At 75.1% G+C, this 24,049-nt stretch carries 26 protein-coding genes; 11 read left to right on the top strand and 15 right to left on the bottom strand.

Annotation, left to right across the window (positions count from 1 at the left end; genetic code table 11):
- The first annotated feature begins 113 nt into the window (after nucleotides 1-113).
- Nucleotides 114-1,385, top strand: coding sequence for a multidrug effflux MFS transporter (locus K353_RS14110; protein ID WP_111553943.1), 1,272 nt, complete (start codon nucleotides 114-116; stop codon nucleotides 1,383-1,385).
- Nucleotides 1,386-1,474: 89 nt separating this feature from the next.
- Here the strand turns inward: K353_RS14110 and K353_RS14105 are convergent, their stop codons facing one another.
- From K353_RS14105 to K353_RS14050, 10 genes are all read right to left on the bottom strand, one after another.
- Nucleotides 1,475-3,523, bottom strand: a complete 2,049-nt coding sequence (locus K353_RS14105) for a glycosyl hydrolase family 18 protein (RefSeq protein ID WP_111553942.1) — start codon at nucleotides 3,521-3,523, stop codon at nucleotides 1,475-1,477.
- Nucleotides 3,524-3,838: 315 nt separating this feature from the next.
- Complete coding sequence (locus K353_RS14100; protein WP_111553941.1) at nucleotides 3,839-4,777, bottom strand: ABC transporter substrate-binding protein; 939 nt, start codon at nucleotides 4,775-4,777, stop codon at nucleotides 3,839-3,841.
- A complete protein-coding gene (locus K353_RS14095; protein WP_233533575.1) occupies nucleotides 4,774-5,541 on the bottom strand; it encodes an ABC transporter permease in 768 nt (255 codons plus the stop codon). The genes K353_RS14100 and K353_RS14095 overlap by 4 nt, the downstream gene beginning before the upstream one ends.
- Entirely contained in the window at nucleotides 5,517-6,179 is a 663-nt protein-coding gene (locus K353_RS14090; protein ID WP_111553940.1) for an ABC transporter permease, read from the bottom strand. The genes K353_RS14095 and K353_RS14090 overlap by 25 nt, the downstream gene beginning before the upstream one ends.
- Nucleotides 6,166-7,299 (bottom strand): ABC transporter ATP-binding protein, encoded by a 1,134-nt coding sequence (locus tag K353_RS14085; RefSeq protein WP_233533574.1) that lies wholly within the window; start codon nucleotides 7,297-7,299, stop codon nucleotides 6,166-6,168. The genes K353_RS14090 and K353_RS14085 overlap by 14 nt, the downstream gene beginning before the upstream one ends.
- Nucleotides 7,300-7,429: 130 nt before the next feature.
- The gene (locus K353_RS14080) at nucleotides 7,430-7,861 is read right to left on the bottom strand and encodes a rhodanese-like domain-containing protein (RefSeq protein ID WP_233533573.1); all 432 of its coding nucleotides are present in this window, start codon (nucleotides 7,859-7,861) and stop codon (nucleotides 7,430-7,432) included.
- Nucleotides 7,862-7,911: 50 nt separating this feature from the next.
- A complete protein-coding gene (locus tag K353_RS14075) occupies nucleotides 7,912-8,469 on the bottom strand; it encodes a cysteine dioxygenase family protein (RefSeq protein WP_233533572.1) in 558 nt (185 codons plus the stop codon).
- A 398-nt stretch (nucleotides 8,470-8,867) separates the two neighbouring features.
- Nucleotides 8,868-9,167 (bottom strand): hypothetical protein, encoded by a 300-nt coding sequence (locus K353_RS14060; protein ID WP_111553938.1) that lies wholly within the window; start codon nucleotides 9,165-9,167, stop codon nucleotides 8,868-8,870.
- Nucleotides 9,164-9,550 (bottom strand): hypothetical protein, encoded by a 387-nt coding sequence (locus K353_RS14055; protein WP_111553937.1) that lies wholly within the window; start codon nucleotides 9,548-9,550, stop codon nucleotides 9,164-9,166. Before K353_RS14055 ends, K353_RS14060 begins: the two co-directional genes overlap by 4 nt.
- A gap of 271 nt (nucleotides 9,551-9,821) precedes the next feature.
- On the bottom strand, nucleotides 9,822-10,172 hold the full coding sequence (locus K353_RS14050) for a DoxX family protein (RefSeq protein ID WP_111553936.1): 351 nt from the start codon (nucleotides 10,170-10,172) through the stop codon (nucleotides 9,822-9,824).
- Nucleotides 10,173-10,268: 96 nt separating this feature from the next.
- Between K353_RS14050 and K353_RS14045 the strand changes: the two genes are divergently transcribed.
- Nucleotides 10,269-10,664, top strand: a complete 396-nt coding sequence (locus K353_RS14045; RefSeq protein WP_111553935.1) for a helix-turn-helix domain-containing protein — start codon at nucleotides 10,269-10,271, stop codon at nucleotides 10,662-10,664.
- Here K353_RS14045 and K353_RS14040 read toward each other — a convergent pair.
- From K353_RS14040 to K353_RS14020, 5 genes are all read right to left on the bottom strand, one after another.
- Nucleotides 10,600-11,754, bottom strand: coding sequence for a hypothetical protein (locus K353_RS14040; protein WP_233533571.1), 1,155 nt, complete (start codon nucleotides 11,752-11,754; stop codon nucleotides 10,600-10,602). The two genes, K353_RS14045 and K353_RS14040, sit on opposite strands and share 65 nt — an antisense overlap.
- Before the next feature lie 71 nt (nucleotides 11,755-11,825).
- Nucleotides 11,826-12,890 carry a cobalamin-independent methionine synthase II family protein gene (locus K353_RS14035; RefSeq protein WP_111553934.1) on the bottom strand — a complete coding sequence of 355 codons (1,065 nt, stop codon included), beginning with the start codon at nucleotides 12,888-12,890 and terminating at the stop codon, nucleotides 11,826-11,828.
- A gap of 182 nt (nucleotides 12,891-13,072) precedes the next feature.
- A complete protein-coding gene (locus K353_RS36850; RefSeq protein WP_111553933.1) occupies nucleotides 13,073-14,632 on the bottom strand; it encodes a HAMP domain-containing sensor histidine kinase in 1,560 nt (519 codons plus the stop codon).
- Entirely contained in the window at nucleotides 14,629-15,342 is a 714-nt protein-coding gene (locus K353_RS14025; protein ID WP_305000301.1) for a response regulator transcription factor, read from the bottom strand. The genes K353_RS36850 and K353_RS14025 overlap by 4 nt, the downstream gene beginning before the upstream one ends.
- A gap of 93 nt (nucleotides 15,343-15,435) precedes the next feature.
- Nucleotides 15,436-15,852, bottom strand: a complete 417-nt coding sequence (locus K353_RS14020) for a DUF4440 domain-containing protein (RefSeq protein WP_111553931.1) — start codon at nucleotides 15,850-15,852, stop codon at nucleotides 15,436-15,438.
- Nucleotides 15,853-15,957: 105 nt separating this feature from the next.
- Between K353_RS14020 and K353_RS14015 the strand changes: the two genes are divergently transcribed.
- From K353_RS14015 to paaE, 9 genes are all read left to right on the top strand, one after another.
- Entirely contained in the window at nucleotides 15,958-16,326 is a 369-nt protein-coding gene (locus K353_RS14015) for a VOC family protein (RefSeq protein WP_111553930.1), read from the top strand.
- Nucleotides 16,327-16,678: 352 nt separating this feature from the next.
- Entirely contained in the window at nucleotides 16,679-17,692 is a 1,014-nt protein-coding gene (locus tag K353_RS14010) for a terpene synthase family protein (protein WP_111553929.1), read from the top strand.
- A 164-nt stretch (nucleotides 17,693-17,856) separates the two neighbouring features.
- Nucleotides 17,857-18,123, top strand: coding sequence for a GlsB/YeaQ/YmgE family stress response membrane protein (locus K353_RS14005; protein ID WP_100839653.1), 267 nt, complete (start codon nucleotides 17,857-17,859; stop codon nucleotides 18,121-18,123).
- A 639-nt stretch (nucleotides 18,124-18,762) separates the two neighbouring features.
- A complete protein-coding gene (locus K353_RS13995; RefSeq protein ID WP_199528096.1) occupies nucleotides 18,763-20,085 on the top strand; it encodes a M20 family metallopeptidase in 1,323 nt (440 codons plus the stop codon).
- Between the two features lie 158 nt (nucleotides 20,086-20,243).
- Nucleotides 20,244-21,239: a 1,2-phenylacetyl-CoA epoxidase subunit PaaA gene (gene paaA, locus K353_RS13990; protein ID WP_233533570.1), complete on the top strand. Its 996-nt coding sequence runs from the start codon at nucleotides 20,244-20,246 to the stop codon at nucleotides 21,237-21,239.
- Entirely contained in the window at nucleotides 21,236-21,529 is a 294-nt protein-coding gene (gene paaB / locus K353_RS13985; RefSeq protein ID WP_100839651.1) for a 1,2-phenylacetyl-CoA epoxidase subunit PaaB, read from the top strand. The genes paaA and paaB overlap by 4 nt, the downstream gene beginning before the upstream one ends.
- Before the next feature lie 41 nt (nucleotides 21,530-21,570).
- Nucleotides 21,571-22,452, top strand: a complete 882-nt coding sequence (gene paaC, locus K353_RS13980; protein WP_111553926.1) for a 1,2-phenylacetyl-CoA epoxidase subunit PaaC — start codon at nucleotides 21,571-21,573, stop codon at nucleotides 22,450-22,452.
- A complete protein-coding gene (gene paaD, locus K353_RS13975) occupies nucleotides 22,446-22,964 on the top strand; it encodes a 1,2-phenylacetyl-CoA epoxidase subunit PaaD (RefSeq protein ID WP_111553925.1) in 519 nt (172 codons plus the stop codon). Before paaC ends, paaD begins: the two co-directional genes overlap by 7 nt.
- Nucleotides 22,964-24,040: a 1,2-phenylacetyl-CoA epoxidase subunit PaaE gene (gene paaE / locus K353_RS13970; protein WP_100839648.1), complete on the top strand. Its 1,077-nt coding sequence runs from the start codon at nucleotides 22,964-22,966 to the stop codon at nucleotides 24,038-24,040. Before paaD ends, paaE begins: the two co-directional genes overlap by 1 nt.
- The last annotated feature ends 9 nt before the right edge of the window (nucleotides 24,041-24,049 follow it).

Genomic DNA, 24,049 nt, shown 5'->3' with positions numbered 1-24,049 from the left:
CGAGCGGACGTCGGCCGGGCGGGTGCCGGACGGCGGCCCGGCGGGTCCGGTTTCCGCCCGGGCGGGTGGATGGGATAGGACGGTGCGCACACCCGCCATCCGTGAGGAGCCCCATGCCAGGCCCGACCGTCGACCCCGACGGCGACCAGACCGCATCCGACCTCCCGCTCCGGCCGGAGGAGGTGGGCGCGGCGACCCCGCGGCCCGCCCCGTTCGCCACCGCCACCGTGATCACCCTGGGCTGCCTGGTCGCGCTCGGGCCGTTCACCACCGACCTCTACCTGCCCGCGCTGCCCGACCTGACCGCCGACCTGCACTCCACCGCCCCGGCCGCCCAGCTCACCCTGACCGGCTCGCTGCTCGGCATGGTGCTCGGCCAGCTGCTGTTCGGCCCGCTCAGCGACCGCCTCGGCCGCCGCCGCCCGATCCTCACCGGCCTGGCCGCGTACACCGCCGCCAGCCTGCTGTGCGCGTTCGCCGACTCGATGCCGCTGCTGGTGGCCGGCCGGGTGGTGCAGGGCGCCGCGGGCTCCGCCGCGCTGGTGGTGGCCCGGGCGGTGGTCCGGGACCGGCTGGAGGGCGTCGCGATGATCCGGTTCCTGGCCACCATGGGCCTGATCTCCGGCCTCGCCCCGATCGTCGCCCCGCTGGCCGGCGCCCAGCTGCTGCACGTCACCGACTGGCGCGGCACCTTCGTCGCCCTGGCCCTGCTCGGCGCGGTGCTCACCGCGGCCTGCGCCCTCGGCGTCCGCGAGACGCTGCCGCCCGAGCGGCGGCACGGCGGCGGCCCCGGCACCACCGTCCGGGCGATCGGCGGGCTGCTGCGCGACCGGGTGTTCCTCGGCTACCTGCTGGTCAGCACCTTCGCGTTCGGCGCGCTGTTCGCGTACGTCGGCGGCTCCTCGGTGGTGCTCCAGGAGGTGTACCGGATCACCCCGCAGACCTACAGCCTGGTCTTCGCGGTGAACTCGATCGCGCTGCTGGCGGTCACCCAGGTCAACGGGCGCTTCCTGGTGCACCGGTACTCCGAGCGGACGCTGCTGGTCTGCGGCCTGTCCGCCGCCGCGCTGGCCGGGGCCGCCGTGGTGCTGTGCACCACGGTGTGGGACACCGGGCTGGCCGGGGTGTGGCCCGCGCTGACCGTGCTGATGGGCGCGATGGGCGTCATCCTGCCGAACGCCAACGGCCGGGCGCTGACCATGGCCCCGCACGCCGCCGGTTCGGCGTCCGCGCTGCTGGGCACCGGCACCTACCTGTGCGGCGCGGTGGTCGCCCCGCTCAGCAGCCTGGGCGGGCGGCCGTCGGCGACGGTGCTCGGCGCGGTGGTGCTGGGCTGCGCGGCGCTGGCGCTGGCGTCCTTCCTGCCGCTGTGCCGGGAGCGCTGAGCGGTCGCGTCCGATGCTCCCGGAAGCGGCCCGGCCCGGCCGGTGGCGGGGTGCCACCGGCCGGGCCGGGTTCAGGGGTGGAGCGGGGGTCAGGCGATCGAGAAGTCGTCGCCGTAGACCGCGCCCTGGCCGTACCAGCCGTGCAGGTAGACCGTGACGGTGCCGTTGGCGCCGGTGGTGAACGGGACGGTCAGCTTGGTCCAGGAGGTGCCGTTCGCCCAGGAGGAGGCGGTGGCGCCGCCGCTGACGCCGACGTACGAGTACGGGCCCTGGACCCAGGCGGTCAGGGTGTACGCGTGGTTCGGGGCCAGCGTGACGGTCTGGTCGCACTCACCGGTGGCGCCGGCGGTCGGGACGGCCTTCAGGGCCTTGGAGCCGCCGTGCACCGGGGAGGTGACGACCGCGCCGCCGCTCTGGCAGGTCCACGGGGCGAGGGCGCCGCTCTCCAGGTCGCCGTTGGCCAGGCCGGTGGGCGGCGGGGTGGTGCCGGTGACGGTCAGCGCGTAGGTGGCGGTGTGGGTCTTGCCCGCGCCGGTGCCGGTGACGGTCAGGGTGTAGGTGCCCGGGGCCGCCGAGGCGGTGGTGGAGACGTTCAGGGTGGCGGAGCCGCCCGCGGTGACGCTGGAGGCGCTGAGCGCGGCGGTGACGCCGGCCGGGGCGCCGGAGACGGTCAGGTTGACGGTCGCGGCGGTGCCGGAGGTGACGGCGGTGCCGACCGTCGCGGAGGTGGCGGCGCCGGCGGCGACCGAGCCCGCGGCGGGCGACAGCGCGACCGAGAAGTCGGAGGCGGTGCTGCCGCCGGTGACGGTCAGGGTGTAGGTCGCCGTGTGGGTGCCGCTCGCGCCGGTGGCGGTCACGGTCAGCGGGTAGCTGCCGTTGGCGACGCCCGAGGTGGTGGAGACGTTCAGGGTGGCGGAGCCGCCCGCGGTGACGGTGGAGGCGCTGAGCGCGGCGGTGACGCCGGCCGGGGCGCCGGTCACCGACAGGTTGACGCTCTGGGCCGAGCCGGAGGTGACGGCGGTGTTGACCGTCGCGGAGGTGGCGCCGCCGGCGGTGACCGAGCCGCTGGCCGGGCTCAGCGCCACCGAGAAGTCGTTGGCCGGGACGGAGGAGCTGGTGAACTTCGAGAAGATGTGGCTGAAGTCCCAGGTGCCCTGCGCGATGCCGGAGCAGCTGTCCGAGCCGGCGGTGCCCGGGCAGCCGCCGTTGTCGCGCTGGAGGGCCCAGAAGGACAGCGTGTTGATGCCCTTGCTCACCGCCCAGTTGTAGACCGTGGTGGCGTTGGCGACGGTGAAGGTCTCGCCGGCACCGAAGTCGTCGATGCCGGCCATCTCGGTGATGCCGATCGAGTTCCACAGCTGGGCGGAGGTCTTGGTCGGGTACAGCTTCGCCAGCTGGTTGTACAGGCCCTGCGCGGAGGTCTGGGTGTCCGCCGCCATGTCGTGCGAGGCGCCGTCGTAGTAGTCGAAGGTCATCATGTTGACGACGTCGATCCGCGCGTTGTTGGTGACCGCGTTCTTGAGCACCGCCAGGCCGCTGGAGGCCAGGCCGCTGGTGGTGGTCGGCAGGGTGTAACTGAACTGGATGCTGCGGCCGTTGGCGGCGGCCCAGTCCTCGACGATCTTGATCGCCTTGTTGCGGCGGTCGATGCCGGCCGTGTTGGTCAGCGAGTTGTCCTCGATGTCCAGGTCGATCCGGGAGACGTCGTAGGTGGTGATCAGCTTCTCGAACTGGGCGGCGATCTGGTTGACGTCCGTGCAAGAGTCGGCGATCTCGGTGCCGGTGTTGTCGGCGGTGTAGCCGCCGAAGGACGGGATCACGTCGCCGCCGTTGGCGCGGATGGTGGCGATGTCGGCGCCGAACACCGAGTTCGAGATCGGCATCGAGGTGTCGCCGTTCCACAGGGCGGTGCAGGAGCCCTTGGTGGCGGCCTGGAGGAACGCCATGGTCAGGTGCTTGGCACCGGACTGGGCGGCCAGGGCGGCCGGGCTCTCGCCGGTCCACGCCTCGAAGTACGGGGCGAAGACGTGCTGCGGCAGCGGGGTGGCGGCCTGCGCGGGGGCGGAGATCAGCCCCAGCGAGGCGGCCGCCATCGCGCCGGTGGCGAGCAGCGCTTGGAGTGGTCGGTGAAGGCGCATCGAGTCTCCATCAGGCATGGGAGGGGGCCCGCGTGCCGGTGCTCGGGCACGTGGGCGTGGATCGGCCTGGTACAGGGAGTGCCGGGGTGGTGCGGGGCAGGGCTCGCCCCGGCCGGTGGTCACACCCCCACGATGCGTCCCGGTCGGGAAGTACAGCGGACTCATGTTTGGTCTGGACCAGTGCATCTGTCAAGACTCTTTACAGTTCGCTGGGGCAGCCCTCCGAGAGCTTTGCCAACCCTTGGGGATCAGGGTCCTGACATGCCGTCGGCCCCGCACCCGACTGCTCGGTGCGGGGCCGACGGGCGGCGCGGATCAGCTCAGGCCGCTGGACTTCAGCCAGTCCTTGGCGACCGCCGCCGGGTCCTCCTTGTCCACCGCGACGCGCTTCATCAGCGCGGTCAGCCCGGCCGTGTCGAGCTTCGCGGAGACCGCGTTCAGCGCGGCCGTCCCGGTGGCGTCCAGGCCGCCGGTGTTCACCAGCGGGGTGACGTTCTGCGCGCTGAACACGTTCTTCGGGTCGTCCAGCGACACCAGCTTCAGCTGGACCACCTTCGGATCGGTGGTGAACACGTTGCCGACCTGGACGGTGCCGTCCTTCAGCGCGTTGGCGGTGGTGTCGCCGGTCGGCTTCCACTCCTTGAAGGTCAGCCCGTAGGCGTCCTTGAACTGCTGCTCACGACGGGACTTGAACTCCGGCGGCCCGCCGACCACCAGGTCCTGCGCCTTGCCCGCCAGGTCGGCTATCGACTTCACGCCCAGCTTGTCGGCGGTCTCCTGGGTGACCGTCAGCGAGTCCTTGTCCTCGGCCGCCGCCGAGTCCAGGACCGCCAGCCCGGCCGGCAGCTTGGCCTTCAGCTCGGTGTTCACCTGGTCCTCGCTGGTGGCGGTCGACTTGGCGTCCAGGTAGGCCAGCAGCGCGCCGTTGTACTCCGGCAGCACCGTCAGCGCGCCCGACTGCAACTGCCCGTACAGCAGCTCGCGGCTGCCGATGTTGAACTTCTCCTCCACCTTCACGCCCTTGGCCTGCAGGGCCTGCGAGTAGATCGAGGCGAGCAGCACGTTCTCCGGGAAGTTCGCCGAGCCGACCACCACGGTCTTCCCGGAGCCGCCCGCCGGGCTGGAGGGCCCGCCGGAGGTCGCCGGGGCGGAGGACTTCGCGGCCAGCGGGTCGCCGCCGCCGGAGGAGGAGCAGGCCGCCGCGCCCGTCAGCAGGAGGGCGGCGAGGGCGATTCTGACCGGACGGGTCGTCATGGGGATTCCTTCACGAGTGCGGGGGAGCCCGCGCTGTCATCGGTGTCTACGGGTACGGGTACGGGTCCTGCGGTGGTGCGGCCGGCGCGCCCGCCGGGTGGCGACGCGAGCCGGATGAACAGGGCGAACAGCAGTTGGACGGCCACCGCCAGCAGCACCACCAGCAGGGCGCCGCCGACCGTGGTCGGGAAGTCGCGGGTGGCCAGCCCGTCGATCACGTACCGGCCCAGGCCGCCCAGACCGACGTACGCGGCGACCGTGGCGGTCGCGATCACCTGCACCGACGCCGTCCGCACCCCCGCCAGCAGGGTCGGCGCGGCGGCCGGCACGCACACCCGCAGCAGCGTCTGCGGGTGGGTCAGGCCGATGCCGCGGGCCGCGTCCCGGACGTCCGGGTCGGTGCCGCGCACCCCCTCGGCGGCGGCCACCAGCATCGGCGGCGCGGCCAGCGCCGTCAGCGGCAGCAGCACCGCCGTCTCGCCGACGCCCGCCAGCAGCACCGCCAGCGTCACCAGGCCCAGGGTCGGCAGGGCGCGCGCGACGCCGGCCAGCGTCGTCACCAGGAACAGGCCGCGCCCCGAGTAGCCGATCAGCAGGCCCAGCGGCAGCGCCACCAGCGCGGCCAGGCCCAGCGCCTCGGCGGAGAACACCAGGTGCTCCAGCACCCGGTGCAGGATCGAGTCCGGACCCGAGCGGTGCGCCGGGTCGGCGAAGAAGTCGTGCAGCCAGCCCAGCCAGTTCACCGCGCCACCCCCCGCGACCACGGCGCCAGCACCCGGCGGGCCGCCAGCAGCACCAGGTCGGCGGCCAGCGCCAGCAGCGCCACCAGCGCGATCCCGGCCAGGATCGGCGTCGGGAAGGTCCGCTGGAAGCCGTCCACGAACAGGTAGCCCAGCCCGCCCCGGCCGACCAGCGCCCCCACCGCCGCCAGCGAGATCGAGGACACCGCGGCGACCCGCAGCCCCCCGATCAGGTAGGGCACCGAGGCGGGCAGTTCGACCGCCGTCAGCCGCCGCCACGGGCCGTAGCCCATCGCGGTGGCCGCCTGCCGCACCGGCTCCGGCACCGCCCGCAGCCCGTCCACCGCGGTCGGCAGCAGCACCGCCAGCGCGTAGCAGGTCAGCGGCACCATCACGGTCTGCCGGGTGGCCAGCCCCGTGTACGGGATCAGCACCACGAACACCGCCAGCGAGGGCAGCGCGTACACCACGTTGAACACCGCGGCCAGCGGCTGGTACAGCCGGGGGAAGCGCGCGCAGGCCAGGCCCAGCGGCAGCGCCAGCAGCAGCGCGATCAGCACCGGCACCAGCGCGATCACCGCGTGGTCGGCCGTCAGGCCGCCCAGGTAGCCGAGGTGGTCGCCGAGCCAGCGCCAGCGGATCAGCGGCTCACCGTCCAGCATGCGGCACCTGCGCAGACTCGGGGGAGCTTCCGGCCGGGGCCTGCGGGGCCTGCGGGGCCTGCGGGGCCTGCGGGGCCTGCGGGGTCTCCGTGTCCGGTGCGGCCCGGCTCAGGGCCAGCGCCTCGACGACGGCGGCGCGGCTCGCGGTGCCGACCGCCCGGCCCTCGGCGTCCACCGCGACGGCCAGGCCGGACGGGGCGAGCAGGACCGCGTCCAGCGCGGAGCGCAGCGAGTCCCGGGACGGGGCGAAGACCGGGGCCGGATGGCGTTCGGCGCCGCGCGCCCAGTGCTCCGGGCGGCCCTCCGGGTCGAGTGCCAGGGTCCACTCGCCGTAGGCGGGCCGGAGCCCGTCCAGCGGGACGGTGCCGGCCGGGCGCAGGCCCAGTCCGCGCAGGCCGCGGTCGCGGCCCAGGAAGGCGGCCACGCCGTCGTCCGCCGGGGCGGTCAACAGGGTGTGCGGGTCCGCGAGTTGGGCGATCTCGCCGTGCTCGCGGAGCACCACCACCCGGTCGCCGAGCCGGACCGCCTCCTCGATGTCGTGCGTCACGAACAGTACCGTCTTGCCCAGTTCGGCCTGGAGGCGCAGCAGTTCCTCCTGGAGCCCGGCGCGCACCAGCGGGTCGACCGCGCTGAACGGCTCGTCCATCAGCAGCACCGGCGGATCGGCCGCCAACGCCCGCGCCACGCCCACCCGTTGCTGCTGGCCGCCGGAGAGCTGCGCCGGGTAGCGGCGGGCGGTCTCCGGTGACAGGCCGACCAGCTCCAGCAGTTCGGCCGCCCGGGCCCGGGCCCGCTTGCGGTCCCAGCCGAGCAGCCGGGGCACCGTCGCCACGTTGTCGATCACCCGGCGGTGCGGGAACAGCCCGGCCTGCTGGATCACGTACCCGATGCCGCGCCGCAACTGCGCCGCGGGCAGCCCCGCCACGTCCGTCCCGTCCAGCAGCACCCGCCCGGCGGTGGGCACCACCATCCGGTTGACCATCCGCAGGATGGTCGTCTTGCCGCAGCCGGACGGCCCGACCAGCACGGTGGTCCGGCCCGCCGGCACCTCCAGGTCCAGGCCGCGGACGGCGACCGTGCCGTCGGGGTGGCGCTTGGCGGCGCCCTCGAATCTGATCACGGAAGGGTCCTCGGAGGGTCGGCCGGAACGGCTGGCTCGGCCGGAACGGCGCTGTGCCCGGCGCGCACGGCCGGCACAGGTATCGAACAATAATCTGAATGTGTCGCCTGTCCGGCTTCCCGCACCGGCATCACCGCAAACCTTGATCAACCGAACGGGTGGGCAGCCCGGCCGCCGCCCAGGCCACGAACCCGCCGTCCAGGTCGGTCGCCCGGTACAGCCCCAGCTCCTGGAGCGAGGCCGCCGCCAGCGAGGACGCGTACCCCTCCGAGCAGACCACGATCCAGCGCACCCCGTGGTCCACCGCCTCCGGGATGCGGTGGCTGCCGGTCGGGTCCAGCCGCCACTCCAGCACGTTCCGCTCGATCACCAGCGCCCCCGGGATCTCCCCCTCGCGGGCCCGCTGCGCCGCCGGGCGGATGTCCACCAGCCGCGCCCCGTCGGTCACCTCGGCCCAGGCCCGGGCCGGGTCCGGCCGGTCCAGGCCCGCCCGGGCCGCCGCCACCAGCTGGTCCACCGTCCGCGTCACCGGGCCGCCCGCTGCCGCCGCTCCGTCCGTCACCGCTGCTCCGTCCGTTCCGTCCGTTCCGTCCACCACTGCCGCTCCGTCCGTCACCACTGCGCCGCCTCCTCCGTGGAGGTCTTCACCAGGCCGTCGACCCGCAACTGGTAGTGCGACATCTCGTTCAGCGGCGGCGAGTACGCGTGCAGCGTCACCGCCGGGCCCTGCGCGGTGTTGCGGACGTCGTGCAGGTACTGCGGCCCGAACGCCCGCTCGCTGCCCGACGGCAGCCGGCGCACGGTCAGCCCGTGCTCCGGCCCGGCCAGCGCCAGCTCCTCCAGCTCGCCCAGCGCCACCGTGAACGCCCCGCGCGAGCCGCCGTGGTCGTGGAACCCGGTGGACTGCCCCGGCAGCCAGCTGATCAGCCACACCTCGTAGTCCTCCGCCAGCTCCAGCCGCTCGTACCAGCGGTCCCCCACGGACAGCCGCACCCGGTGCAGCCAGAGCTCGGGCCGCTCGGCCAGGTCGCGGACGATCCGGCGCAGCGCGTTCGGGGACAGCGGGGAGCGGGCGGGCGTGGCGCCGCCGGCGGGGACGGCGGTGGCGGTGGCGGTGGCGGGGACGGGGACGGCGGCGGTTTCGGGGGTGGCGACGAGGCCGGTGCTCATGGGATTCCTCCGGGGTGTGCCGGGGCGGCCGTCGGCGGCGCCGACACCCGTGCCGGGGCGCGGGCGGGGAGACGCGGACAGCGGGGGAAAGGGGGTGTCTGGCAGCGGGGGCGCGGAGCCCTGGTGTCAACTCACAGGGCACGCGCGGAGGTTACGCGGTGAGCGTCAACAGGCACACATGTCGCTCGCCTGGCGTCGCAGATCGACGTGCAGGCGGCAGACCAGGAAGGTGCCGGAGTTCATGCCGCTGATGGTTCACGACCCGGCGGCGGCGCGTCAAGTTCCGCCACGCTCATGATCGCATCCCGGACGTTTCCGTCCCGCTGGCCGGACAGGCCGACGGCCCGCGCTCCGGGGAGAGCACGGGCCGTCGGGGTGGTCGGGGGCGCGCCGCGCCCTCAGTTGCCGGGGGCGGAGGCGCTGCCGGAGGCCGGAGCGCCGGCGCCGCCGGGGCCGGGGTCGGTGCCGCTTCCGGCACCGGTGTCCGTGTCCGGTCGGGCGGCGTCGGATTCGGCCTGGGCGGCGGCGCTGTCCGCGGCGTCCACCCGCTGCTGCATCTGCTGGACCTGCTGCGCGTCGTCGGGCCCGGCACCGCCGGACGGCCCGCCGGAGGTCGGGCCGCAGGCCGACAGCAGGGCGGCCGAGGCCAGCGCCAGCGCCGCCAGGGCCGCTCGCCCGGCGGCGGGCCGGCGGGTCACTTCCCGGCCGCCGGGGCGTTCTTCGCGCACCAGTCGGCCACCGGGCCGAGGTCCGCCTTGCGGGTCTGGAGCGTCGGCAGCAGGCCGCGGCGGAAGGTCAGCCGGTCGTTCAGGTACTTCTCGATCTCGGCGTGCCCCGCCTTGTGGGCGTTGTCCACCCGCTGCTGGAGCCGCGCCACCGACCCCACGACGGTGGCGTCCCCGTTCAGCCGGTTCAGCGCCTTGTCGACCCGCTCCTGGGTCTTCGGCAGCCGCTTGCACACCGCCTTCGCGCCGTCCGACTTCGGCGCCCCGGTCGCCGCCTGCGCGGGCCCCGCCGCGAGCAGGCCGCCCGCCAGCGCCAGTACCCCGACAGCGGCCGCCGCCGCCCGGTCGATCCGCATGGCCGTCCCCTTCCGTTCCGGATTCCGACCGGCTCCCCGGCCGAACCCGACCGACGGTAGGGGCCCTTCTTGTGGAAACCCTGTGGAACGGAGGGACGAGTGAGCGGGTGCCGGCCCGGCGGACGTCCGAGCAGGTTCCACGCTCCGGCCCACGGCCACCGGCCGATCCCCGTTCGTCGACACGACCCGCGGTGATCGGCGGTGGCCGTCCTCGCCGGAGGCCGGCCTCACCCGGCACGGTCGAGGCCGGCGTCGGACCGGCCGTCCGCTGTCAGAGGGTGGCGGCACGCAGCACGATCAGGGCGACGGAGGTCACGGTGAGGACCACCGCCGGAGACGCGCCCTTGCGGTCGCCGACGCGCAGGTGGAAGGCGACCGCCCCGGCGAAGTAGAGCGTCAGGCCGATCGCGGCGGCGATTCCGACGGGCCCCCACCGGAGCCCGGCGATCACACCCGCCGCGCCCGCGATCTGAGCGCCGATCAGGAGGGCCATCATGCGCTTCGGCACCCTGAGGGTCGACATCTGCTCGGTGATGTGCCGCGTCCGCAGGGACTTGGCCCCGGCCGACACCAGGAGGAGCGCCGACATGAACACGGTGACGACGGCGAGGGAGACGAACATGGCTGAGACCTCAATCGTGCGAGAGGCGGGTAAGGGGGCGTGCGCACCTCGACGACGATAGGCGGCCACCAGGTACCTCCAGGTAACCTTCGGGGCATGAGCCTGCGACCCGGAATCGCCTTCCTCGCCGACTGCCCCGCTCTCCTGGCCATGGAGATCATCGCCAGCAAGTGGTCCATGGTCACGCTCTTCGCGCTGACCGAAGGCCCGTTGCGCCACGGCGAGTTGGTCGAGCTGAGCGGTGGCATTTCGCGCAAGGTGCTGACCCAGACGTTGCGCCGGCTCCAGGCCAACGGGCTCGTCGAGCGGCACGCGTACGCCGAGGCGCCGCCGCGCGTGGAGTACGGCCTGACCGCTCTCGGGCGAACCCTGGAGGAGCCCATCAGGATGCTCACCGCATGGGCGCGGGAGAACGGCGAAGCGGTCGTCACCTTCCGGGAGGCATCCGAGGCGGCCAGGAGCAGTGACCAAGAACTGCGGCTGGAGCGCTAGGGCCCGTCTTGGCGGGGGCCTGGGGGCGGAAGGCGGGGTAGCCGGGCAGGGGGTCGACCGGCCAGGTGTCGGCGGTCTGCTGCAGCAGCCGTTCGAAGGTCGCGGTGAGGGCGGGGAGGCCGTCCAGGCGGGCGGCCGACTGCCAGCGGTGGCGCAGGAGTTGGCGGCGGGTCGGGACCGGGCGGCGGGTGGGGTGCAGGGGGGCGTCCTCGGCGGTGCGGGGCAGCAGGCGGACGGTGGCGTCGACGGTCCACACGGCGGTGGCGTCGCGCATGCCGGCCTCCCAGCGGGCGTCGTCCGCCAGCGCCGGGTGGACCGGGACGACCTCGGCCCGGTAGGCGGCCTCGACCCGCCGGGCCAGCGCGGGCGGCAGGGAGAAGACGCACCAGCAGGAGGAGAACGGCATCCGGCAGTAGGCGGCGGTCAGGAAGACCGACTGGAAGCAGGCGGCCTCGAAGTCGAGCAGCCGCAGCCCGTCCGGGGTGAGCAGGTTGTTGTCGGGGCAGGTGTCGCCGGGGGTGAACGCCAGGTACTCCGGGCCGCCGACGGCGCCGACCGCGGCCAGTTCCGCCGCCAGCCCCGCGGGGGCGGGGACCCCGGCCGCGGCGAGCACCCCGGGGAAGGCGGCGGCGTTCTCCGCGATCCAGGGCTGCTCCGCCCAGGTCGGCACTCCGACGTCGAACCGCCGCCACAGCGCGGCGAGTTCGGGTTCGCGGCCGACGGCCCGGGCGGCCAGCTCGCCCAGCCCGCGGGCCCAGGCGAGCAGGCCCGCCTCGGCGGCCCGCGGATCGCTGCCGAGCAGCACGTCGGCGAGGGTGGGCGCGGAGCCGAGGTCGCCCAGCACCAGCAGCGGCACCTCGGGGTCGACCGCGAGCAGCGGCGGACCGGCCACCCCGAGGGTGAGCCCGGCGGCCTCGGCGGTGAAGCTGCGCAGCGCGTCCGGGCCGCCGGGGTACGCCTTGACGACGACCGAGCCGCCGTCCTCGGTGCGGCAGCGCAGCACGGTGGTCCGGCGGCTGCCGCCCAGGTCGACGGGGTCGGACAGGCCGCTGCCCAGCAGGCGGGCGGCGGCCGCGAGGATCTGCTCCATCCGGGCATCCTGCCACCCGCCTCCGGCGGCCGGTCCCCTGGGCCCGGCTCGGCGGGTGGCAGGGGACGGGCCTACAGGCCGAGCGCCTCGGCGGCCAGCGCGGTGCCCTTGATCCGGGCGTCGATCTTGGCGAAGGCGATCTCGCGGGAGGTGGAGGTGTCGTCGGCGAACGGGGCGAAGCCGCAGTCGTCGCAGGTGCCGAGCCGGTCCACCGGAAGGTGGCGGGCGGCGGTCAGGACCCGGTCGCGGACCTCCTCCGGGGTCTCCACCCGGGGGTCGATCGGGTCGGTCACGCCGACGAACACCCGGGCGCCCGGGCGCAGGTGCGCGGCGATGACGCCCAGCACCCGCTCCGGGTCGGCCTCCCCGGCGAGCTGGACGTAGAAGTTGCCGACCTCCAACCGGAAGAGGGTGGGCAGCAGTTCGGCGTAGTCGACGTCCAGGCTGTGGGTGGAGTCCTGGTCCCCGCCGGGGCAGGTGTGCACGCCGATCCGGGCCCGCTCGGCCTCGGTGAAGCGGCTCAGCACCCGGTTGTTGAGGGCGACGAAGTCCTCCAGCAGGCCGCCGCTGGGGTCGAGCTTGAGCGACAGCCGGGCCTCGGTGAAGTCGAGCTGGACGGCGTGCGCCCCGCCCTCCAGGCAGCCGCGGATGTCGGCCTCGGCCTCGTCGGCCAAGTCCCGCAGGAAGTCCTCGCGCGGGTAGCCGTCGATGCCGTCCGCCGGGTAGAGCAGGCTGAGCGCGGACGGGGCGATCACCGCCTGCTTCACCGGCAGCCGGGTGTGCCGACGGGCCTCGCGCAGGTACTCGGCGGCCCGCACCCGGTAGCGGAACGGGCCGGCGGTCAGGACGGGCAGTTCGCGGGTGTGGCCGTCCGCGAACGGGATGATCGCACCGCCGGGCGCGAGCGAGTCGAGGCCCGCCACCGGGTAGGTGAGGAAGCTGGGCTTGGCCTGCTCGCCGTCGACCAGGACCGGGCTCCCCAGCTCGGCCAGCCGGGCGAGGGTGTCGGCGGTCGCGGCCTCCTGGTGCTTGGCCAGTTCGGCGTCGTCGATCCGGCCGGCGGCGTGGTCGGTGAGGGCGTTCAGCAGGGTGCGCGGGCGCGGAAGGGAACCGATCGCCTCGGTGGGAATGGTCATGATCCGGACCCTAGGAAGCCCGCGCGGACCGGCACAAGGGGGCGCGCGAGGCGTGCGAGCGTCCCAACTGCACTGATAAGAAGGAAAAGTGACGCTGCTTCACCTCATCGAGCGAGATTGCCGGACCGGGGGAGTGGGCAGGTGGACCGGCCCGGCGGGGCCGTCCCCCTCCGGGGCCGTCCTCACTGCTCGCCGCGGTCGCTCAGCCAGTCGCGGAGGGAGGGCAGCCGTACGGTCGGCGCGTCCGCGACGAGCAGCGGCAGGCGGACCTCCAGGCGGCAGCCGGGGCGGTCCGGCCGCTCGGCGGCCCGCACCGATCCGCGGTGCAGCGCGGCCTGCTGGGCGACCAGGGTCAGGCCGAGGCCGGACCCCGGGCTGTCCGGGCGGCGGTGGAAGCGGCGGAAGACGGCGGCGCGTTCGGCGGGCGGGATGCCCGGGCCGGTGTCGTCCACGGTGAGCCGGGCGGTGCCGTCCCCGACGCGCAGCCGGACCGTCACCTCGGCGGGGCGGTCGGCATCCGGGGCGGCGTTCGGACCGGGGTCCTCGGCGGCGTTTGGGTCGGCGTCCAGGTCGGTGCCCGGGGCGGCGTTCCGGCCGGCCTCGCGGCCGTGCGCGGCGGCGCGGCCGTGCACGGCCGCGTTGCCCAGCAGGTTGGCGAGCAGGATGCGCAGCCCCGCGTCCCAGCCGAACACCCGGACCTCGGAGGGGAGTTCACCGATCCGGAAGACGGTGTCCGGGTGGCGGCGGGCGGCCTCGGCGACCGCGGCGTCCACCAGCTCCGCGAGGTCGACCGGCCCGAACGCGGACAACTCCACCAGATCGCCCCGGGCCAGGGCGGACAGCGCGCTCAGCAGGTCCAGCATCCGGGCGTGGTCCTGCTGCAACTCGGCCAGCACCTCGGCCCGTTCGCCCGCCGGGAGGTCCGGGTGCGCGGCCAGCACGTCCAGGTTGGTGCGCAGGCTCATCAGCGGGGTGCGCAGCTCGTGCGAGGCCGCGGAGGAGAACGACCGGGCGGTGTCCAGGGCCTGCGCGGTGCGGTCAGCCTGCTCGTCGTACCGGGACAGCAGCAGGGCGATCGCGGACGAGAGTTCGTCCACCTCGGCGGTGCCCGTCCGGGCGTGCGCGAACGCCGCGTGCCCCGCCCGCGGGTCCAGGACGGCCGCCCGGCGGCCCAGCCGGCGCAGCGGCAGGGTGGCCCGCTCGGCCAGTCCGAAACCGATCAGCCCCGAGAGCGGCGCCGCGACCAGCGCCACCAGCAGCACCCGCCGCCGCACCGCCCGCAGTTCGTCCGCGGGCTCCCCGGCCGGGGCCAGCACCCAGAGCGTCCCGGCGCTGCTCCCGCCGCCCACCTGCACCGCCAGCACCCGCCAGGCCGACCCGCCCTGGCGGACCGTCACCGCGCCCCCGCTCGGGGCGTCCGGGAGCAGCGCCGGGTCGTCCGGCTGCGAGCCCGCCGAGATCAGCACCGTGCCGTCGGCGGCGACCACCCGCACGCCCGCGTCCAGCGCCGCGTCCAGCAGCTTGCGCTGCTGGTTCTGCTCGACCTTCGGGCGGTTCCGGCTGTCGGCCGCGAGCAGCGCCCGGGCGTTCGGCAGGACGGCCGCGGCCCGGGCACCCAACCGGTCGTCCTGGCGGCGGTGCAGGTCCGCCCCGACCAGCGGCAGCAGCAGCACCCCGGCCGCCGCCACCAGCAGCGGCACCAGCACGGCCGCCCCGAGCGCGATCCGGGTCGACAGCCTCACCGTTCCGCCCCGCCCTCGTCCGGCGCCCGCAGCACGAAGCCCACCCCGCGCACCGTGTGCAGCACCCGGGGGCGGCCGTCGGCCTCCAGCTTCCGCCGCAGGTACGAGACGAAGGTGTCCACGGCGTCGCTGCGCACCTCGAAGTCGTAGCCCCAGACCCGGTCCAGCAGCACCTCCCGGGAGAGCACCAGGCCGGCGTTCCGGGCGAGTTGGGCGAGCAGCTCGAACTCGCGCCTGGTCAGCCGGAGTTCGCTCTCCGCCCAGAACGCCTGGCGGGTCTCCGGGTGAATCCGCAGCGGCCCGACCCGGATCAGGTCCGCGGACTGCGGCGGGCGGCGGCGCAGCAGCGCGTGCAGCCGCAGCACCAGCTCCTCCAGCGCGAACGGCTTCACCAGGTAGTCGTCCGCGCCCGCCTGCAACCCGGCGACCCGGTCGGCGAGCTCGTCCAGCGCGGAGAGCATCAGCACCGGGGTGTCGTCCGCCCGCGCCCGCAGCGTCCGGCACACCTCCGTCCCCGACAGCCCGGGCATGCCCACGTCCAGCACCAGCACGTCCGGCGGCTCCTCGGCCACCGCCGCCAACGCGCCGGCGCCGTCCGCCGCCGTCGAGACCCGGAACCCGCTCAGCCGCAGCCCGCGCTCCAGGCTCCGCCGGATCGCCGCGTCGTCGTCCACCACCAGCACCCGCCCGGCCACTCGCGCCACCTCCACCGCCGACTGTCGCACAGGAGGCCGCGCGGGATCGGGGAGGGGTCCCGGCGGGCGGCGAGTGGTGGGGGGTGGGCGGCGGCGGTCGGCGGGCGGTTACGGCTCGTCGTGCCAGGAGAAGGCGGTGATGCGCCAGCCGTCCGGGGTGCGGGCGAACTGGAAGGTCTTGGTGCCGCCGCCGACGTACGGTTCGCCGTCCAGCAGGCCGGACTTGCGGTAGCCGCCGATCCGGCAGGCCACGCCGTCGGCGATCTCGGTGCGCTCGTCGGTCTCCCACTCGTGGAAGTCGGTCAACCGTCCGTCGGAGAGCAGCAGTTCGCGTGGGGCGATGAACTCCTCGACGCCGTACACGGCGTAGCGGGGCGCCGTCACCACGATCACCCCGCCGGGCAGCATCAGCCGCCGCAACCGCCCGACATCGGCGGCCCCGCCGTCCCGGTTGTCGAACGCGCCGAAGAACTCGGCGGTCAGCCGGTCGAGTTCGGCCTTGACGGTGGAGACGCTCTCGGACATGGACCGCACCGTAACACCGCGCCCCGCACTCCCCGCCGCGCGGGCCGGAAGGGCCGGGCCGGAATCGGGTTGCCGATCCCACCCCGGCGGTCGACAATCCGGGGCATGACCTCCTTGATCAGGCACGTGACCATTGACAGCCTCGACCCGTACCGCCTCGCCTCGTTCTGGTCGGAGGTGCTGGGGCAGCCGCTGCACGAGGACGACTTCCCGGGAGACCCGGAGGCGCTGATCGAGGGTGCCGGGCTGCTGTTCGTGACCGTGCCGGAGGGCAAGGCGGGGAAGAACCGGATCCACTTCGACCTCCAGCCGCAGGAACGGACCAGGGACGAGGAGGTCGACCGGCTGATCGCACTGGGCGCGGTCCAGGTGGACGACCAGCGGCGCCCGGACGGCACGGGTTGGGTGGTGCTGGCCGACATCGAGGGCAACGAGTTCTGCGTCGAACGCAGCGCGGCCGAACGCGCGGCCTGACGCCCCGGCGGCGGGTGGGGCGGGGTGCGGTGGGCGGGTGGGGCGGCTGCCCGGGGCGGGCTTGCGGGCGGATCATCGGATGAGCGGTGGTATCCGCCGGGCGGGGGAACGGCCGACGGTTCTGCGCCGTCCGGACCTGCGGTTCCAGCAGACTCGTGCCGTCGGCGGCCGGTCCGTCCTGGTGGGCGGTTGACGCGTGCTCCGGCGGGAAGTTGACGCGCGTCCCGGGCGGTCGGGCGGGGCGCGCCCTCCGGCGACCCGTCGATCCGGGCGCGTCCGCGGTCGGCCCCGCCCGTGCCCGGCGTTCCCGGGCGCGGTGCCCACGCACGCGAACGGACCGGAGGATTCCGCCATGAGCCGAGCCACCGTGCAGCGCCTCCCGGTCGGGCCGTCCGCCGGGCCACTGGGCGCGCTGCTCGACCGGATTCCGTCTCCCGCGCCGCACCCGTACGCCGACGCGCTGCGCGAGGAACTCACGCACTGGCTGTCCGGCACCGGCCTGCTCGACCACGAGGGAGCCCAACGCCTGCTGGAACAGGGGCACTTGGAGCTGGCGTCTCGCTGCTGGGGCGATCTCCCGGCCGGGCCCGGGCTGCGGACCGCCACCCAGTGGCTGCTGCTCGGCTGGATCCTCGACGACCACTTCGACCGGCACTGGCTCGGCGACCCGTCCGACGAGGCCGACCGCACCGTCCGCGAGCTCGCCGCCCTGCTCGCCCCGGAACTCGCCCCCGACGCCGCCGCGCCCGCCCCGCGGACCGCCCTGGCCCGGGCCTTCCGCACCCTCTGGCAGGACAGCGTCGCCCTCACCGGACCGGCCTGGCGGGCCCGCCAGACCGCCGACTTCCGCTGCTACCTGGAGAGTTCGCTCGAATTCCTGCGGCTGCGCGGCGCCACCCCCACCGTGCCGCAGTACCTCTCCCACCGGGACCGGGGCGGCGCCACCCGCTGCGCGGCCGGCACGGTCGAGCTGGCCCACCGCCTCGACCTGCCCGAGCAGTTCCACCACCACCCCCAACTCGTCGACCTGCGCAACCGGTTCGACCACCTGGTCGGCTGGGCCAACGACCTCTGCTCGTACCGGACCGAGACCGCCACCGGCCACGGCAACAACCTGCTGTCCGCGCTGGAGGTGCACGAGCGGCTGCCGCAGGCCGCCGCGGCCGCCCAGGTGGCCGCGCTCTGCGGGGCCGAACTCACCACCCTGGAGTTCCTGGCCGAGGGCATCGCCCGGGGCTCGCACTGGCCGCCGCCGGTGCGCTGCTACGTCCGGGCGCTGGTCCGGTTCGCGCACGCGCTGCTGCACTGGATGGCGACCACCGTCCGCTACCGCCCCGAGGCGGTGCCGCTGCCCCGGGCCCGCTGAGCGCCGTCCGGGCCCGCTGGGCGCCGTCCGTCCCCGCTCACGTCCGCCCCCTGTTCGTGTCCGTCCGCGCGGGTGGCCGGAACCGTGCGGTGGCGGGCGCGCGTCCCTCCCGGTGAACGGGCGCGGGTGGTTGCCCGTCACGGCGCGGGGGCAGGAGAACGGACATGGGAATCGTCAGCTGGATCATCCTCGGGCTCCTCGCGGGAGCCGTCGCGAAGCTCCTGCTTCCCGGCAAGGACCCGGGCGGCATCATCGTCACCACCCTGATCGGCATCGCCGGTTCCTTCATCGGCGGCTGGCTCTCCTCGAAGCTCCTGCACAGGTCCGTGAACGTGCACTTCTTCGACCTGCCGACCTGGATCTCCGCGATCGCGGGCGCCCTCGTCCTGCTGATCGCCTACCGGCTGGTGTTCGGCAGGTCCCGCGACTGACCGGGCCGTCGTCCACGGCCGGCCGGCGCCCCTGCCCGCTCGGCGCGGCGGCAGGGGCTCCCGCGCGTCCGGTCGCGTCCGGCCGCGTCCCGCCGTATGCACCGTAAGGACCGTGAGCGCCGTGGCTGCCGGGGTGCCCGCCGGCGGGTTCGTGCGACCGGTACCAAAGGCTGATCCGCGGTCACCCATCGGGCGGGGTTCGCTCGATCGTGGGCGATTCGTGCTGCCGAACCGCCCCCGTGGGTCCAAGGTGGGAGCAGGACGCACTCGGAAGACCGCGTCCCGCTCGCCGCACCAGGCCCGGAGCGGTGCGCGCGCCCCGGTGGGACCCGTCCGCCGGGCACGCGCCCCCCGACCCGGCGCGGCGCGCGGAGCGGCGGGCCACCTCGCAGGGAGCCGAACCGATCTTCTAGGCTCGCTCAGGTCCCCTGCCCCGGTGCCCGTCCGTGCCGAGGAACGGAGACCCACGTCCCCGGGCTCCGGGCCGAGCCGGAACCGCGGACCGAGCGAGGAGGACGAAGTGTTGCCCAGTCCCAGGCCGCCCCGTACACCGCGACCGAGCCCGACGCCGCGCAGGACCCGCCGGACGGCCGCCCCGCCGATACCACCGGGCACCCCGCGGCCCGCCGGGGGTGAACGGTGAGCCCGCATACCGTGGCCCCCGAGCCGCACCCCGCCGAGCCGCATCCCGACGGAGCCCCCGCTGCCGCTGCCGCTGCCGCTGCCGCCGCCCCCGCGCCACCCGCCGCGGACACCGCCGAACCGCCCGCCGCCGCACCGGCGGTGACCCCCACCGCCGCCCTGCCCGGCCTCCCGCGCACCCTCGCCGCCCGGGCCCGCACCCTCACCGCGGCCGTCCGCAAGCGCTGCGCCGACCTGGCCCGGATCGAGTCCCCGTCCGGCGACGCCGCCCGGCTCGACTCCCTCGCCGAAGAACTCGCCGCCGGTTACGCGGCGACCGGCGCCACCGCCGTCCGGCAGCACTGCGAGCACGGCGACCACCTCGTCCTCGACTGGCCCGGCCAGCAGGAGGACCTCCCGCACCTGCTGGTGGTCGGCCACCACGACACCGTGTGGCCGGTCGGCACCCTCGCCGACTGGCCGGTCGAGGAGCGCGACGGACGGCTCAGCGGCCCCGGCATCCTCGACATGAAGGGCGGACTCGCCCTGCTGGAAGGCGCGTTCGCGCTCCTCGCCGACCTCGGGCAGCGCCCGCACCGCCCGGTCCGGATGGTGATCGTCTCGGACGAGGAGGTCGGCAGCCCCGACGGCCGCCGCCAGGTCGAACGCCACCTGCGCGGCGCCGCCGCCGTCCTCGGCCTCGAACCCGGCCACCCCGACGGCCGCCTCAAGACCGCCCGCCGCGGCTCCACCCGGGTCCGGCTCACCGTCACCGGGCGCGAGGCCCACGCGGGCAACGACGCCGCCGAAGGACTCTCCGCGATCGACGAACTCGTCGACCAGCTGATCGCCGTCCGCGGCCTCGCCCGCCAGCCCGGCACCGAACTCAACACCGGCCGCATCGACGGCGGCACCCGGGCCAACGTCATCGCCGGGCACGCCGAGGCCGAACTCGGCCTGCGCTTCGCCACCACCGAGGCCCAGCGCCGCACCCTGGACACCCTCGCGCACCTCACCGCCCACCGGCCCGGCGCGGACGTCCGCACCGAGGTCCTCTCCAGCCGCCCCGCCTGGCCCGAACGCGCCGGCAACCCGCTGCTGCGCCACGTCCGCTCGCTGGCCGCCGCGCTCGGCCAGCACCTCGACGGCGCCCCCGCCGGCGGAGCGGGCGACACCAACCTGGCCGGTGCGCGCGGCCTGCCCACCCTGGACGGCCTCGGCGCGGTCGGCGCCGGCCCGCACGCCCGCCACGAGCACCTGCGGGTCGACCAGCTCGGCCCGCGCATCGCCCTGCTGGCCGCACTCCTGGCGGTGCCGCTGCCGCGCCTGCGCGAGCGCTGACGGGGGCACGGCGACGGGACGGCGGGGAGCTGCGGCCCGGGCGGCCGTCCCCCGCCGCCCCGTCGCCGTCCCCCTGGCTCCCCGCCGTCCCCCCGGTCCCCCCGCCGCCCCCCTGGTTCCGCGCCCTTGCTTGTCACGGTGCTGTCCCTGTGTACAGAATGGAACCGACCGAACGGTCAGTCGGGAGGTGGGCAGTGGAGACCAGCACGGCAGCGGAGGCGGCGGCGCAGTCGCGGTTCGAGGCGGTGGTGGCCGCCGATTCGCGGGTGGAGCCCCGGGACTGGATGCCGGAGGCGTACCGGGCGACGCTGGTGCGGCAGATCGCGCAGCACGCCCACTCGGAGATCATCGGGATGCAGCCGGAGGGCAACTGGCTGACCCGGGCGCCCTCGCTGCGGCGCAAGGCGATCCTGCTCGCGAAGGCCCAGGACGAGGCCGGGCACGGGCTGTACCTGTACGCGGCGGCGGAGACCCTCGGGGTCGACCGCGCCGAGCTGACCGAGAAGCTGATCGACGGCCGGCAGAAGTACTCCTCGATCTTCAACTACCCGACGCTGACCTTCGCGGACGTCGGCGTGATCGGCTGGCTGGTGGACGGCGCGGCGATCTGCAACCAGGTGCCGCTGTGCCGGTGCAGCTACGGCCCGTACGCCCGGGCGATGGTGCGGATCTGCAAGGAGGAGTCCTTCCACCAGCGGCAGGGCTACGAACTGCTGATGACGCTGACGGCCGGGACGGACGCGCAGCGCGCCATGGTGCAGGACGCGGTGGACCGCTGGTGGTGGCCCTCGCTGATGATGTTCGGGCCGCCGGACGGGGCCTCCCCGAACAGCGAGCGCTCGATGGCCTGGCGGATCAAGCGGCACAGCAACGACGAGCTGCGCCAGCGCTTCGTCGACATGACCGTCCCGCAGGCCGAGCACCTGGGCGTCACGCTGCCCGACCCGGCGCTGGCCTGGAACGAGGAGCGCGGCGGCTGGGACTTCGGCGAGCCGGACTGGTCGGAGCTCCAGCAGGTGATCAAGGGCGGCGGCCCGTGCAACGCCCAGCGGATCGAGCGGCGCCGCGCCGCCCACGACGACGGCGCGTGGGTGCGCGAGGCGGCCACCGCGCACGCGGCCAAGCGGGCCGCCCGGGAAGGGAGTTCGGAATGAGCGGGGAACGGGCCTCCTGGCCGCTGTACGAGGTGTTCGTGCGGCCCCGGCGCGGGCTGAACCACGTGCACGTCGGCTCGCTGCACGCGGCCGACGACCGGATGGCGCTGCTCGCGGCGCGCGACCTGTACACCCGGCGCAACGAGGGGGTGAGCCTGTGGGTGGTCCGCTCGGACGCGATCGCCGCGTCCAGCCCGGACGAGCAGGACCCGTTCTTCGCGCCGAGCGGCGACAAGGTCTACCGGCATCCGACGTTCTACCCGATCCCCGAGGACGTCCCGCACATCTAAGGAAACTTACGGACCGTCAGGAACCGAGCAGGGAAGGCGACATGACCGACGAGCACGTGTACCTCTCGCTGACCGAGGCGGGCCCGGAGCCGGACGGCGAGGCCCGCTGGGCGTACGGCACGGGGTTCGCCGATCCGCTGCTGGGGGTGGACGCGGCGGCGCCGGAGGGGATCGACCCGGCCGACCTCGCCGCGTACTGCCTGATGCTCGGCGACGACGCGCTGGTGCTCTCCCAGCGGCTGATCCAGTGGATCACCCGGGCCCCGGAGCTGGAGGAGGAGGTGGCGCTCGCCAACCTCGGCCTCGACCTGCTCGGCCAGGCCCGCCGCCTGCTCACCCGGGCCGGGCAGCTGGACGGCAGCGGCCGGAGCGAGGACGAACTCGCCTACTGGCGCGAGGAGTCCGACTACCGCAACGTGCGGCTGGTGGAGCTGGAGAACGGCGACTTCGCGCAGTGCGTGGTGCGGCTGCTGCTGTTCGCCACCGCCCGCGAGGAGCTGTACCGGCGGCTGGCCGGCCACGCCGACCCGGTACTGGCGGCCGTCGCGGCGCTCGGCGTCAAGGAGTTGGCCTACCACCGGGAGTACGCGGCCTCCTGGACGGTGCGGCTCGGCGACGGCACCGAGGAGTCGCACCGGCGGATGCGGGCCGCGCTGGAGGCGCTGTGGCCTTGGCTGGACGAGCTGTTCACCCCGCACGAGGTCGAACTGCGGCTCGGCGTCGACCCGTCGGAGCTGCGCGCACCCGTACGGGCCGTCCTGGAACGGGTGTTGGCCGAGGCCGCGCTGCCCGTCCCGGAGACGGCGGGCCGGGCGTACGTGAACGGGCGGGCCGGACGGCACGGGGTGCACACCGAGGCGATGGGGCCGCTGCTCGCCGAACTCCAGGTGCTGGCCCGGGCGCACCCGGGGGCGACGTGGTGAGCACCCTGGAGCGGGCCCGGGAGGTCGCCGCCGCCGTGCCCGACCCCGAACTGCCCATGCTCACCCTGGCCGACCTGGGCGTGCTGGCCGGGGTCGAGGAGGCCGACGGCACGGTCACCGCCTGGCTGACGCCCACCTACTCGGGCTGCCCGGCCGTCGCCGAGATGGCCGCCGACGTGGCCCGGCGGCTGCGGGCCGCCGGATTCGCGCAGGTCGAGGTCCGGCTGCGGATCGACCCGCCGTGGTCCAGCGACCGGATCAGCGCCGAGGGCCGCCGCAAGCTCGCCGCCGCGGGCATCGCCCCGCCGACGCCCGGCGGACCGTCCGCGCCCGGCGGGCCGCTCGCGGCCGGCGGGCTGCTCGCGCTGGGCCCGACCCGCCGGGCGGTGGCCTGCCCGCAGTGCGGGTCCGAGGACACCGAGGAGCTGTCCCGGTTCGGCTCCACCGCCTGCAAGTCGCTCTGGCGGTGCCGCAGTTGCCGCGAACCCTTCGACCGGATCAAGGAGATCTGATGGCCGTCCGCCGCCCGCGGTTCCACCCGCTGCCGATCGGCACCCTGGAACGGCTCTGCGAGGACGCCGTCGCGGTCACCTTCGACGTCCCCGCCGACCTGGCCGGGGAGTTCGCCTTCCGCCCCGGCCAGAGCCTGACGCTGCGCCGGATCGTCGACGGCGCCGACGAGCGCCGCTCCTACTCGCTCTGCTCCCCGGTCGGCGGCCCGCTGCGGATCGCGGTGCGCGAGGTGCCCGGCGGCCTGTTCTCGCACTGGCTGGTCGGCGAGGCCGGGACGGGCGAACTGGTCGACGTCCTGCCCCCCGCGGGCGCGTTCGCCGCCGACCCGGCCGAACCCGGCGAGCACGTGCTGATCGCGGCCGGCTCCGGCATCACCCCGATGCTCTCCATCGCCGGCTCCGTCCTGGCCGGCCACCCCGACTCCCGGGTCACCCTGCTGTACGGGAACCGGCGCAGCGACACGGTGATGTTCGCCGACGAGCTGGCCGACCTCAAGGACCGCCACCTGGAGCGCTTCCAGCTCGTCCACGTGCTCTCCCGGGAGAGCCGGGACGCCGAACTGCTCAGCGGCCGGCTCGACCCCGAACGGGTCGCCGCCCTGCTGACCGCCCTGGTCGACGTCCCCGCCGTCGACCACTGGTGGCTGTGCGGGCCGTACGGGATGGTCACCGGGACGAAGCAGCTGCTGGCCGGGCTCGGCGTCCCCGCCGGGCGGGTGCACCAGGAGCTGTTCCACGCCGAGGACGCCGCCGACGGGATCACCGAGGAACGGCACCTCGAACCCGCGCCGGACGCCGACGCCAGCGAGGTCACCCTCGTCCTGGACGGCCGCTCCAGCACGCTCGCCCTGCCGCGCGACCGCTCCATCCTGGACGGCGCCCAACGCGCCCGCCCCGACCTGCCGTTCGCCTGCAAGGGCGGCGTCTGCGGCACCTGCCGGGCCCTGGTCTGCGAGGGCGAGGCCGAGATGCGGCGCAACTTCGCGCTGGAGGAGTCCGAGGTGGCGGCCGGCTACGTGCTCACCTGCCAGGCCCGACCGGTCTCCGACCGGGTGACGGTCGACTACGACCGGTAGGAACGGGTG

It is taken from the genome of Kitasatospora sp. SolWspMP-SS2h, assembly GCF_003259315.1.
Taxonomy (GTDB): domain Bacteria; phylum Actinomycetota; class Actinomycetes; order Streptomycetales; family Streptomycetaceae; genus Kitasatospora; species Kitasatospora fiedleri.
Note: the sequence above shows the minus strand (reverse complement) of the source record. Positions and strands in the feature narration are given on the sequence as shown.